The sequence below is a fragment of the Arthrobacter horti genome, from assembly GCF_030731045.1.
Classification (GTDB): domain Bacteria; phylum Actinomycetota; class Actinomycetes; order Actinomycetales; family Micrococcaceae; genus Arthrobacter_E; species Arthrobacter_E nanjingensis.
On sequence record NZ_JAVALS010000004.1, the window covers coordinates 144,604 to 157,850 of the forward strand.

Consider the following 13,247-nt stretch of genomic DNA (forward strand, 5'->3'; position numbering starts at 1 on the left):
ATGGAATGATTCACGTGACCGAGCAGCAGACAGCCACCCGACCTTCGCGGCCCCGCGGGACCGCTCCGCGCCTCCTGCCACCCGTCAAGGCGGGCGGCTCCGCGCCGTCGCTCAGTCCAGACCAGGACGCCGTGGTGAACCTCCCTCATGGGAGCGGCCCTGTCATGCTCTGGGGCGCGCCAGGGACAGGGAAGTCCACCACGCTTGTCGAAGCGGCGGTGCGCCGGGTGGAGTCCGGCGAGGTGGATCCGGAGCGGGTCCTGGTCCTGGCGCCCAGCCGGTCCGCGGCCTCCTCCCTGCGTGACCGTCTCACCTCGCGGCTCGGACGCAGCCTCGGCACCACTCCCGCCAGGAGCTGGTCCTCCTACGCTTTCGACGTCATCCGGCGCGCCCATGTGGAGGGCGTCCTGCTGCTCGACGGGCCGCCCCGCCTTCTCTCCGGGCCGGAGCAGGACCAGGTCATCAAGGATCTTCTGGCCGGCGGCGCCCGCAACTGGCCCCGCGATCTGGAGGCGGCCCTGGCCACGCGGGGCTTCCGCCAGGAGATCCGCGAACTGTTCGACCGGCTGATCGAGCACGACGGCGACGCGGACGACCTGGAGTCGCTGTCCGCCCGGCTGGACCGGCCGGAGTGGGAGGCGGCGTCGCGCTTCTACCGTGAGTACCGGGACGTCATGGACCTGAGGAACTCCGGCGCCTTCGACCCCGCGGGGATCATCACGGCGGCGCGTCAGGTCTTCGCCCTGTCCCCGGAGTTCCTGGCCGCGGAGCGGGAGCGGTTGCAGCTGATCCTGGTGGACGACCTCCACGAGGCCAGCTGGTCCGTGTACGAGCTCTTCCTGGACCTGGCCATGGGCAAGGACGTCCTGGCGACCGTGTGCCCGGACACCGCGGTCCAGGGCTTCCGCGGGGCCCGCCCCGATCTGGTGGCCCGCATCGGCGAACAGCTGGGAGGGGAGCGGGGGGAGGCTCTGTCCATGGAGCTCACCACCGCTCACAGGCTTCCGGGAGCGGTCGCCGAGGCGTACGGGCGGGCCGCAGGCCGGATCCCACCGGGCTCCGGCGGGTCACGGGCCAGGGTCTTGACGCAGCCGCGTGCAGTAGCTTCAGGCGTGGGCGCTGAACCGGGTGTGGAGACGCACGAGCCCGAGGCCGTCACTGCTCAGGTCTTCCGGGGCGGCGGCCACGAGCTCCGCCACCTGGGCTCCCGCATTCAGGGGGAGCACCTGCGGCACGGGCGGAGCCTGGAGGACATGGCGGTGATCGTCCGTAACGGCGGCGAAGTCGCCAGGGTCCAGCGATATCTCCTGGCGCGGGGAATCCCGGTCCGGGTGGCCCTCGGAGAGACGCCCGTGCGCGATGAACTCGCGGTCCGTCCGCTCCTGGACGTGCTCGGCGTGGTGCTCGGACAGAATCCGCTGGATGTGGAGCAGGCCGTCGGTCTTCTCACCTCGCGTGTGGGCGGCGCGTCCAGCCTGGATGTCCGGCGGCTTCGGCAGCGGCTCCGGCAGGAGGAACGCACGGCCGGGGGAGTGCGCGGGAGCGATGAACTCCTCGTGGAAGCGCTCGCGGATCCGGTCTGGCTGGACAGCCTCGGCCTGGTGGGTCGTCACGCCCAGCGGATCGCGCGGATGCTCGGTGCAGGACGGAGCGCGGCGCTTGCTGCGGCTGCCAACGGTGAGACCGTCCTGTGGGGCATCTGGAAGGCCTCGGATCTCTCTGCGCAGTGGGCCGAGACCGCGCTCGAATCGGGTCCCGCCGGTGCCCGTGCCGACCGGGATCTGGACGCCGTCATGGCGCTCTTCGAAAGCGCCGAACGTTTCGCCACCCAATTCCCCGGCTCCGGCGCCGGGCAGTTCTACGACTACCTCACGTCCCAGGAACTCCCCATGGACACCCTGACCGCGCGGCCACCGGTGGAGGAAGCCGTGGAGATCCTCACCCCGGCCGGCGCCGCGGGCCGGGAGTGGCCGGTGGTCTTCATCGCCGGCATCCAGGAAGGCGTCTGGCCCAACACCCGTCTCCGCGGTGAACTGCTGGGCAACACCCTGCTGGCCGACGCACTCGAACACGGTCCGGAGGTGGCTCTGCAGCAGGGGCCGGGTGAACGGCTGAAGGCCGTCCGCACCGATGAACTCCGGACGTTCGCCGCCGCCCTCAGCCGGGCGTCCGAACACCTGGTGCTGTCCGCCGTCGACGATGGGGAGAGCCGTCCTTCGGCGTTCCTGGAACTGGCCGTCCCCGGGTCGTCGGAAGGCGTCATCTCGGAACCCGGCCATGCGATGGACCTTCGGTCCCTGGTCTCGGAGCTGCGGCGTGCGGCGGAGGAGCACCATGCGCACCCGGGACAGGAAGGCACGGACACTGAGCGCGCCGCGCAGGCCGACGACGCCGCGGCCGTGCTGGCACTCCTGGCCGGCCGCGGCGTCCCCGGCGCCCATCCGGAGCAGTGGTGGGGACTGCTGCCGTCCAGCAGCGATGACGATCTCATCCCAGACGGAGGGACCGTGGTCGTCTCACCGTCCAAGGTGGAGAAGGCCGTCAAATCCCCGCTGGAGTGGTTCGTCCCGGCCGCGGGAGGCGAAGCACACACCGACTTCGCCCGCAGCCTGGGCACCCTCATCCACGCCATAGCGGCGGAACTGCCGGACGGCACACTGGATGCGTACCTCGCGCTGCTGGACAAGCGCTGGCCCGAACTCGGCCTTCCGGAAGGCTGGGAGAACGACGCCTTACGACGGCGCGCGGAGAGGATGCTGTTCAAGCTCGCCTCCTACGTCGCCTCCCTCAAGGGGGAACGGACGCTCGCTGCGGTCGAGATCGACTTCACGGTGGACCTCTCCGAGTCTCTCGTGGCGCCCGGTGCCACGGGCGAAAGGACCCTCCGTGCACGGATCCGCGGACAGATCGACCGGCTGGAGGTGGACGACGCAGGCCACGCCTTCGTCGTGGACCTCAAGACCGGCAAGACCCCGCCTCCGAAGGCGGAGATCGATCAGCATGCCCAGCTCGCGACCTACCAGGAGGCGATCAACCAGGGCGCCTTCAGCGGCTCCGACGAGCGGCACGCGGAGCTGAACGCCGCCCTTACCCGGAGCGGCGGCGCGGCCCTGGTCCAGCTGGGCAACGACAGTACGAAGGGTTTCAACGAGCAGCGGCAGGCCGCTCTCAGGCCGGACGACGGCTGGGCCATGGAACTGGTCCACGAGGCCGCCATCGCCATGGCCGGCCGGGAATTCGAAGCGCGGCACGATGCGGCGGGCACGTCCTTCCATGGGTGCAAGACGCCCGAAGTCTGCCCGCTCTGCCACACAGGAAGACAGGTCACGGAATGACGGAGAACATGGGGATTCACATCTCGCCGGAGGAACTGGCCGAGCTCCTGGGCGGGAACACTCCCACGGAGGAGCAGTCCCGGATCATCTCCTCACCGCTCGAGCCCCTCCTGGTGGTCGCCGGTGCGGGATCCGGGAAGACCGCCACCATGACGGACCGCGTGGTGTGGCTGGTGGCCAACGGCCTCGTCGCCCCGGAGGAGGTCCTCGGCGTGACATTCACCCGGAAGGCCGCCGGAGAACTGGCGCACCGGGTGCGGTCCGCCCTGCAGCGCTTCGCCCAGGTCAACGAGCGGCTCAAGGCCGTCCCGGTGGTGTTGAACGCGGACGAACTCCACGAACCGCGGGTGTCCACCTACCACTCCTACGCCAATTCCCTGGTGGGTGATTTCGGTCTGCGGCTCGGGGTGGAACGGGACGTCACCCTCATGGGGCCGGCCCAGGCCTGGCAACTGGCCAGCCAGGTGGTGGAGGGCTATGACGGCCCCATGGATTCGGTGAGCGTCCCGAAGTCCAGCCTGGTGAGCGCCGTCATCACCCTTGCCGGCGAGTGCGCCGAACACCTTCGTCCGGCCACGGCCGAAGCGCCGTTCCGCTCTGCCGCCGCGAGGCAGAGCCTTGAGGAATGGCTGGTGGAGCTGCTGCAACGCTATGAGAGCCTTCCTCCCAAGCTGACCGGCCGGGTGGCGGGAAAAGCCGTGGATGACATCAAAGACCACCTGCACTCCCGGGTCGCACTCGCCCGCATGGTCGGCCGGTACGCCCAGGCCAAGCAGGAGCGGGGTCTCTTGGACTACGGCGACCTGGTGGCGCTCGCAGCCACCATCGCCGAAGACGTGCCGCAGGCGCGGGTCCTGGAACGGGCCAGAAGCCGTGTGGTCATCCTGGACGAGTTCCAGGACACTTCCCACGCCCAGATGGTCCTGTTCTCCGAACTGTTCGGTGATGGGCACGCCGTCACCGCCGTGGGTGACCCGAACCAGTCGATCTACGGCTTCCGCGGCGCTTCCGCCGGCCAGCTGTTCCGCTTCAATGAGACCTTCCCTCGTCGCGATGAAGACGGATCCCTGACGCCGTCGGACACCGCGTTCCTGACCACTGCCTGGCGCAACGGGGAGGACATCCTCCGTGCCGCCAACACCGTTGCGGCGCCTCTTTCACGTGGCGGGGGAGACATCACCGTCCCGGAACTCCGGGCCCGGCCCGGGGCAGGACGCGGCCAGGTGGTGCTGGCCCGCTTCGCGGACCAGTTCACGGAGGCGGAGACCCTGGCGGACGACATCCTGGCGCTCCGCGGGAGTGGCGGTGCCGGGCGCACGACGGCGGTGCTGTGCCGGAAGCGTTCACAGATGTCCTCTGTCCAGGAAGCCCTGGAACGACGTGGCATCCCGTACGAGGTGGTCGGTCTGGGAGGCCTCCTGGAGACACCGGAGATCATCGATCTCACGGCGACGCTCCACGTCCTGGCTGATCCGGGACGCTCCGACAAGCTCATGCGCCTCATGGCCGGGGCACGCTGGCGGATCGGCCCCGCGGACCTCATGGCACTTCAGGAATGGGCGTCCCAGCTGGCACGGCATCGCTCCTTCGTCCGGCCGGGCGACGCGGAGCAGGGCGAGGAGCCCGACGAGGAACGGACACTCACTCCTGACGCCGTCGACGACTCCAGCCTCATCGAAGCCCTGGACCAGTTGCCCAAGCCCGGATGGACCTCGCACACGGGACGAAGCCTGAGCGAGACGGCACGACGGCGGCTCGAGCGGCTCTCGCAGGAACTCCGCCGCCTGCGCGGTGAGCTGGGCAATGACCTGGTGGATCTGGTCACCGAGGTGGAACGCGTCATGCTTCTGGACATCGAGGTGGAAGCGCGGGCCGGCCGGAGCCTGCACGGCGCGCGGAGAAACCTGGAGGCTTTCATCGATCAGGTGCTGCAGTTCAACCGCAGCAATGAGCGGCTGGATGTCCTGGCCTTCCTCTCCTGGCTGGAGACTGCGGCCCAGGAGGAGAACGGACTGGCTGCGGCTCCGCCCGAACCGGACCCGGAGGCCGTGCAGATCCTCACGGTCCACGCCTCCAAGGGCCTGGAGTGGGACGCGGTCTTCGTCCCCGGGCTGAACGTCAAGGACTTCCCCTCGGAGAAGTCGTCCATCTGGAATCAGGACGGCAACCGTGGCGCCCTCCCATGGCCTCTGCGCGGCGACCACGCGAGCCTGCCTCAATGGGACGTGTCGGAGGACGGCCAGACTGAGTGGACCCGCACGGCGAAGCTGTTCAAGGAAGAGGCCCTGGAACACGGTGTGCTGGAGGAGCGCCGCCTGGCCTACGTTGCCTACACCCGGGCGAAGGATCTCCTCTGGGTTTCCAGCCACGCCTTCGCCAACGCCGCGACCCGGAAGGAGATGTCGCCGTTCCTGACCGAACTCCTGCCGCTGGCTGAGGACCCGGAACCCACCGCGGTGCTCCACGGTGCCGGCGTCGGCGAGGAGGACGTGCCGGAGAGTAACCCGCTCACCGCACAGATCCGTCGTTCGGTGTGGCCCTACGACCCTCTGGAAGGCCCGCTCGACGCGGCCACGGGGGAGCGGCGCAGTCTGGTTCCGGGCCGCCGCGCCGCGCTTGAGGTTTCCGCACACGCGGTGCTGGACCGACTGGCCGAGGTGGCGGATCCGGAATCCCCGCCCGTGAGCCCGGGCACCGTGCGCGGCACAGCCTGGCTCGACGACGCCCTGCTCCTCCTCGCCTCGAGGGAGCGGCAGCCGCGCCGTCACGAGGTCCGGCTCCCCGGCCACATCTCGGCCTCCACCCTGGTGGAACTCGGCAAAGACCCGGCTGCGGTGGCACGTCAGCTGCGCCGCCCGGTGCCGAGGGAACCCGGCCAGGCCGCCCGCAAGGGCACCGTGTTCCACGGCTGGGTGGAGGAGTTCTTCGGCCAGTCGGGAATGCTGGACCTCGACGAACCTCGCAGCGAAGACGCCGACCTGGACACGGCCCTCGGAGTCGACGACCTCATCGCGGCGTTCAAGGCCTCACCGTGGGCTCACCGCACCCCGGCGGCGCTGGAAGCGCCCGTGGAGACCGCGGTGGGCCCCGTCGTCGTCCGTGGCCGCATCGACGCCGTGTTCCGTGACGCGGACGGCGCCTGGGACCTGGTGGACTGGAAGACCGGACGTGCGCCGCGGGATGAGCGGGACCTGGCGGAGAAGTCCGTGCAGCTGGCCGTCTACCGCCTGGCCTGGTCACGGCTGCGCGGGGTGCCCTTGGACTCGGTCCGCGCCGCCTTCTACTACGTGGCGGACGGGCTGGAGATCAGGCCTCACGACCTTGCCGGTGAGGAGGAACTGGAAGCGCTGCTCGGTTCGGCGCTGGCCTGAGGAGGCTCAGGCGTCGCCCTTGACGACCGGGATCGAGGTGGTCTCGGTGTCCTCTGGCTCGGCCCCCGATTCCGCGGGGGTGGCCGTGCTCCCCACCGGGGTGATGGGCGTGACGGTCACCTTGGTGAGAGCCGGTACGGCCTCCTCCTCGCTATCGCCGGTGTCCCCATCATCCGTGGCGGCGTCCTCCTCCGCAGCGGCCTCGCTGCTCCGGATGTCCTCGGCGAGGTCGCGCAGCATGCGCTCGGCTTCCTGGACGATCGCCGCGTCGTTCTTCGCCAGGCCCTTGACGAGGTACTGGGCCAGGGCGAACTCGGCGGAGAGGGCTGCCCTGCGGAGCAATTGCGCATCGGCGTCCGGGGTACCGGCCGGGGCGATCGCCTGGTGGTAGTGACGCAGCACGGCCTGGACGAAGGCGGCGTCCTGGGAGGCGACCAGCCACGCGAAGTCGTCCGCCGGGTCTCCGATGTGCAGATCAGTCCAGCCCGTGACGGCCGTGATCCGGGAGTCGTCGAACAGGAGGTTGTCCTCGTGAAGGTCGCCGTGCACCACGGTCGCATTGAAGCGCCACAGGGTGACGTCCTCGAGCGCGTGCTCCCAGCGGACCAGCAGCTCGGCCGGGATCTTTCCGCTGGTGGCGGCCTGGTCCAGTTCATTCAGGCGGCGCTGGCGGAACTCGTTGGCGCTGTACCGGGGCAGGTCAGCACGGTCCACCACGGCCGGGGGCAAGGAGTGGATGGCCACGAGCGCGGCGGCGATCTCCCGGGCGGCGGCGTCGCCGCCGCGCTCCAGGGCCTCGAGCCCCCGGGCCTGCCCGGCGACATGTGAGTAGACGAAGGTGCTCAGCGCGCCCTGCCGGACGCACCCCACCACCGTGGGGATGCGGAACGGAAGCTCGGCACGCACACCGGCCGTGAAGGCCCGCAGCACGGCGAATTCGCTCTCCAGACGGGTGCTTGCCTCCTCGTGGCGCGGGGAGCGGACCCGCCAGCGGGTCTCGTCCTCGCCGTACAGGAGGGCTGCATCGAAGTCCGCAGGGTCATCGGTGTCCGGGCGGACAGCGGTGAGGGCGAGACCGGGGACTGCCGCGGTCGCAAGGGCCGCCAGTTCGAGGGGGGAGCGCTTCACCCCTCCACCGTAGCGGCGCGGCGGGCTCCTCTGTCCCCAGCCCCGGCGGCGAGTCGCCAATCGGGGCGCCCGATGGGTACGGTTGATGCATGCGCTCCCCTGGGCTTTCCCTCACTCCAGCAGCCCTTCTCTCCGACACGATCCTGGGGAGTGTGCCGGCCTTCATGGACCGCGCCTCGACGGAACGTTCTGCTCCCGCCACCCTGGCGTCGCTGCGGCAGGACCCTGCCACCCGGTACCTTTTGATGTCGCAGCGCGCCGTTCCGGTCCGCGCGGACGGCCTCCGGCAGTCGGTGGTGTTCGTCGACGCCGCGACCGTGGCCGCCCTGGACCCCGCCGAGGTGCGTCACGAGATCCTCCTCGGACGGGTGGCCGCCACCGAGGCCGCGGCAGACGGAGGAGTGAACGACGACGGCGCGGCCGCCGCTGGGCAGCTCCCGGTGGGTGCCGCAGTGGTGGCCCTCGGGCTGGCCTCGCCGTTGGCCACCGGCGATGAGCGGCTTCCCTCCGACGCGGTCTGGCGCGGTTACCGCGAGACGGGCGCCTGGCTGGGCGCCCTGGAGTCAGAGGTGTTCCTGGAGGCCCAGGCCATCCTCGGCTGGAACGAGACCCACGGTTTCTGCCCCCGCTGCGGCAGCCCCACCGGCGTGGAACAGAGTGGCTGGGTGCGGCGTTGCGTCGCGGAGGGCACCGAGATCTTCCCCCGCATGGACCCGGCCATCATCGTCAGCCTGATCGGCCCGGACGGCCGCATCCTGCTGGGCGGCGGAGGCCCCGCGGACGGCAAGGGCCACTCCGTGCTGGCAGGCTTCGTGGATCCGGGGGAGTCCCTGGAACAGGCGGTGGTGCGCGAGCTGTCCGAAGAGGTGGCCGTGACCGTGGACTCCGTGCAGTACCTCGGATCGCAGGCCTGGCCGTTCCCGCAGTCCCTCATGCTGGGCTTCACGGCCACCACCCTCACCGGAGTGGCCCGGCCCGATGGCGTCGAGGTCACCCATGCACGCTGGTTCGACCGTCACGAGCTCCAGGACGCGGTCCTGGCCGGCGAGGTGGTCCTGCCGGGCCGCCTGTCGATCGCCCGCGATCTGATCGAGCACTGGTACGGCGGCCTCATCCTGGATCCCGGGGACCCTGTCCCGGCCGCCCGTACCTCCGCCTGACGGAGGCCGCGCAGCGAGAGCCGCGCGTCGCACATCACCACAGCAGTACTGAAGGAGCAATGACCCTGGACACCGAGAACGGTGCCGGCCTGGAGGAACGGATCCTCGGCGGGCTGGATGCGGAACAACGCGCGGTCGCCACGAGCCTGCACGGCCCGCTGTGCGTGCTCGCAGGTGCGGGCACCGGCAAGACCCGCGCCATCACCCACCGGATCGCCTACGGCGTGCACACCGGGGTCTACACCCCGCAGCGCCTTCTGGCCGTGACCTTCACGGCCCGCGCCGCGGCGGAGATGCGCAGCCGGCTGAGGGACCTCGGTGTCCCCGCGGTCCAGGCCCGGACCTTCCACGCCGCCGCTCTGCGGCAGCTGCAGTACTTCTGGCCACAGGCCATCGGTGGCACCGTCCCGCAGCTCCTGGACCACAAGGCCGGCACCATCGCGGAAGCCGCCCGCCGTCTGCGGCTGCAGGTGGACCGCGCCGCCGTGCGTGACATCGCCGCGGAGATCGAATGGGCCAAGGTGTCCATGCTGACCCCGTCCAACTACCTCGCCCGTGCCCAGGGCCGCGGTGAGCCCGGCGGCCTGGAGCTGCCCGCCGTCGCGCGCATCTTCGAGGCGTATGAGGATCTGAAGACGGACCGCAACATCATCGACTTCGAGGACGTCCTGCTCATCACCGTAGGCATCCTGGAGGAGGACCCCAAGGTCGCGGCGACGGTCCGGGAGCAGTACCGGCACTTCGTGGTTGACGAGTACCAGGACGTCTCGCCGCTGCAGGAGCGGCTCCTGCAGCTGTGGCTCGGGGGGCGCGAGGAACTCTGCGTGGTGGGCGACGCCAGCCAGACCATCTACTCCTTCACGGGCGCCACCCCGCGCCACCTTCTGGACTTCCCCAAGAACCATCCGGACGCCCAGGTGGTGCGCCTGATCCGGGACTACCGGTCCACGCCCCAGGTGGTGAAGCTCGCCAACACGCTCCTGCGCAGCCGGCCCTCCGGCGGTGCCGAGGCCGACGGTCTCTGGGCCAAACCCCTTGAGCTGATCGCCCAGCGGCCCACCGCCGCCGAGCCCCTCTTCATCGAGTGCCCGGACGATGAGGCGGAGGCCGGCGTCGTCGCCGAACGCATCGCCGCGCTCATCCAGGAAGGCACCCCGGCCGCGGAGATCGCCGTCCTGTACCGGACCAATGGCCAGTCGGAGACCTTCGAACAGGCGCTCTCGGCCCGGGACATCCCGTACCAGCTGCGAGGCGGCGAGCGCTTCTTCCAGCGCCGCGAGGTCCGTGAGGGCATGCTGCAGCTCCGCGCCGCTTCCCGCGCGGACGGCACGCGTGGTGCCGAGGTGGCCCGCACCGTGGCGGACGTCCTGTCCAGCCTCGGGTACACCTCCGAACCGCCCGTGGGCGGGGGAGCGGTGCGGGAACGCTGGGAGTCGCTGGCCGCGCTGGTGAACCTCTCCCAGGACCTGGCCGCCGCGCGCGGGGACGAGTTCTCCCTGACCGAATTCGTGGCGGAGTTGCAGGAACGGGCCACGTCCCAACATGCCCCGACCGTCCAGGGCGTCACTCTGGCCTCCCTGCACTCGGCCAAGGGCCTGGAATGGGACGCCGTGTTCCTGGTGGGCATGAGCGAAGGTCTCATGCCGATCTCCTTCGCCGAGGAGCCCAAGGAGGTGGACGAGGAGCGCCGCCTGCTCTACGTGGGCATCACGCGCGCCCGCAAGGACCTCAGCTTCACCTGGTCCACGGCCCGTACCCCGGGTGGCCGCGCGAACCGGCGTCCCAGCCGGTTCCTGGATGCCCTCCGCCCCGGCGGTAACGGCGACCCGACCCTGCGCAGCACCGCCGCGCGGCTGCGGAAGAACACCGTCAAGGCCGTCGCCACGCAGTGCAAGGTCTGCGGCACCCTGCTGACCACCGGTCCGGAACGCAAGGTGGGCCGCTGCTCCGATTGCCCGCCGTCGGTGGATGAGCAGCTCTTCGAGGCGCTGCGCGAGTGGCGCCGCAAGGAGGCCACCGACGCCGATGTCCCCGCCTACGTCGTTTTCACGGACGCCACCCTGACCCTCATCGCGGAGGAGAAACCGCAGACGATGGAGGCGCTCGCGGTGCTCTCCGGCGTCGGGCAGCGGAAGCTGCAGAAGTATGGTGAAGCAGTGCTGGCCGTGGTGGCGGAACAGTGACCCGCGGCCCGGTGAAGCAGGCCGAACAGCAGCGCTTCGCCCCGGACGGGACCCCCGTCGTCGTCCGCCGCTCCGCCCGCCGCACGCGCACGGTGAGCGCCTTCTGGGAGGGCGGGACCGTCGTCGTCGCCATCCCCGCACGCTTCAGCCACGCCCAGGAGGACGAATGGGTGGGGAAGATGCTCCGCAAGCTGCGGTCCAAGGAGGCCGTCGGCGCGGGAGCGGGCCGCGGGAACGACGACGAGTTGGCCGCCCGCGCGCAGCAGCTGTCAAGGAAGTATCTGGGCGGCAGAGCCGTGCCCAGCAGCGTGCGCTGGGTGAGCAACCAGAACTCCCGCTGGGGCTCCGCCACACCGGCGGACAGGTCCATCCGGCTCTCCGACAAGCTCAAAGGCATGCCGGAATGGGTGGTGGACTACGTCCTGGTGCACGAGCTGTGCCACCTGCTGGCGGCCGGCCACGGACCGGACTTCTGGGCGCTCTGCGGGGCGTACCCGGACATGGAGAAGGCCAAGGCGTTCCTGTCCGGAGTGGCCTACGCGCAGGGACGCGGCCTGACGGAGGACTGAGTCCCCGTCGGAGACGTCAGTCCTCCTTGGGGCCCTCGTCCTCTGTCTTGTCATCCGGCTCATCGAAGCCACCGGCCAGGAGCTTGGCGATCGCGTCGTCCACCTCGGAGTCGCTCGCCTCGGCGAGTTCGCGGCGCTTGCCGAAGCCGGCCGGGTCGTCCAGGTCCTCCGCGGTCGGCAGCAGATCGGGGTGCTTCCACACGGCGTCGCGGCCTTCCGCGCCGCGTTCTTCGGTCAGCGTGGACCACAGGGTCGCGGCCTCGCGGAGACGGCGCGGGCGCAGCTCCAGCCCCACCAGGGACGCGAAGGCGTGCTCGGCCGGCCCGCCCGTGGCACGGCGCCGCCGCACGGTCTCGCGCAGGGCAGGCGCACTCGCCAGGACACCGTCCAGGGACTGCGTGGTGACCACGTCCACCCAGCCCTCGATCAGGGCCAGTGCGGTCTCGAGCTTGTCCAGGGCCGCCTGCTGCGCGGGGGTGCGCTCCGGCATGAACACACCCTGCTGCAGCGCCTCCTGGATGGACTCGGGGTTGGACGGGTCCACGTCGTGCGCCATGTCCTGGATGCGGGAGACGTCGATGTGGATGCCGCGGGCGTAGTCCTCGATGGCGCCGAGCACGTAACCGCGCAGCCAGGGCACCGAGGTGAAGAGGCGGGCGTGGGCGGCTTCGCGGACGCTCAGGTAAAGGCGGACGTCATCGGCCGGCAGCTGGAGTCCTTCGCCGAAGGCCTCCACATTGGCGGGCAGCAGGGCCATCTCCAGGTCGGCCAGCGGGATGCCGATCTCCGTGGATCCCACCACCTCGGCGGAGAGGGACCCGATCGCCTGCCCGAGCTGCATGGCGAAGATCGCCCCGCCGATGTTCTGCAGCATGGAGCCGGCACCACCCATCATCCCGCCGAGACCCTGCCCGCCGAAGGATTCCGGGAGGTTCTGGGTCATGGCGTCGGTGAGGGCCTTGGCGATGCTGTTGGCCACGGGTTCGGTGAGGCGCCGCCAGGTGGGCATGGTCGCCTCGACCCACTCGGCCCGGGACCAGGCCTTGCCGATGATGTTGGGCTCCGGGAAGTCGGTCACCTTGTTCAGCCACATGTCCGCCAGGCGCAGCGACTGGTCGGTGTCCCGCTGCTGGACGGTGCTGGGCGTGGGGTCGCTGGACTGAGCGGCGACGTTCCGCGCCGTGTCGTGCGCCAGCTTCCAGTTCACGGGTCCATCCGAGGTGGAGGACAGCATGGCCTGCACCTGCTGGAACATGTTCGCCAGGAACTGGGGGTCCTCCGGGAGGCCGCTGGCCTTCAGGAACTGCTGGGGGTCGAAGCCCTCCGGAGTCTGGCCGCCCATCAGGCGTTTCAGCATCTCCTGGAACGGATCCTGGGGATTCTCGCCGGGGTTGTTCGTGTTGGGCTCGTTGCTCATGGTCCACCGATCTTTCCTGGGCCTTTGCCTCCACGGTACTCCCGGCCCGGCGCCGCTGTCGCCGGTGCCGGCGGCGGTTTCGCT

The 13,247-nt window shown here is 70.4% G+C and carries 7 protein-coding genes; 5 read left to right on the plus strand and 2 right to left on the minus strand.

Annotated features, from left to right (window positions below; genetic code table 11):
• The first annotated feature begins 5 nt into the window (after window positions 1–5).
• Window positions 6–3,335 (plus strand): ATP-dependent helicase, encoded by a 3,330-nt coding sequence (locus Q9R02_RS08480; protein WP_425279242.1) that lies wholly within the window; start codon window positions 6–8, stop codon window positions 3,333–3,335.
• Window positions 3,332–6,706, plus strand: a complete 3,375-nt coding sequence (locus Q9R02_RS08485) for an ATP-dependent helicase (protein ID WP_305996234.1) — start codon at window positions 3,332–3,334, stop codon at window positions 6,704–6,706. Before Q9R02_RS08480 ends, Q9R02_RS08485 begins: the two co-directional genes overlap by 4 nt.
• 6 nt (window positions 6,707–6,712) lie before the next feature.
• Here the strand turns inward: Q9R02_RS08485 and Q9R02_RS08490 are convergent, their stop codons facing one another.
• A complete protein-coding gene (locus Q9R02_RS08490) occupies window positions 6,713–7,834 on the minus strand; it encodes a phosphotransferase (protein WP_305996235.1) in 1,122 nt (373 codons plus the stop codon).
• An 89-nt stretch (window positions 7,835–7,923) separates the two neighbouring features.
• Between Q9R02_RS08490 and nudC the strand changes: the two genes are divergently transcribed.
• The 3 genes from nudC to Q9R02_RS08505 are packed head-to-tail and all read left to right on the plus strand — an operon-like array spanning window position 7,924 to window position 11,746.
• Window positions 7,924–8,994 carry an NAD(+) diphosphatase gene (gene nudC / locus Q9R02_RS08495; protein ID WP_305996236.1) on the plus strand — a complete coding sequence of 357 codons (1,071 nt, stop codon included), beginning with the start codon at window positions 7,924–7,926 and terminating at the stop codon, window positions 8,992–8,994.
• A gap of 59 nt (window positions 8,995–9,053) precedes the next feature.
• A complete protein-coding gene (locus Q9R02_RS08500; protein ID WP_305996237.1) occupies window positions 9,054–11,177 on the plus strand; it encodes an ATP-dependent DNA helicase UvrD2 in 2,124 nt (707 codons plus the stop codon).
• 11 nt (window positions 11,178–11,188) lie between these two features.
• Window positions 11,189–11,746, plus strand: coding sequence for a M48 metallopeptidase family protein (locus Q9R02_RS08505; protein ID WP_305996238.1), 558 nt, complete (start codon window positions 11,189–11,191; stop codon window positions 11,744–11,746).
• Between the two features lie 16 nt (window positions 11,747–11,762).
• Here the strand turns inward: Q9R02_RS08505 and Q9R02_RS08510 are convergent, their stop codons facing one another.
• Window positions 11,763–13,163: a zinc-dependent metalloprotease gene (locus Q9R02_RS08510; protein WP_305996239.1), complete on the minus strand. Its 1,401-nt coding sequence runs from the start codon at window positions 13,161–13,163 to the stop codon at window positions 11,763–11,765.
• Between the last annotated feature and the right edge of the window lie 84 nt (window positions 13,164–13,247).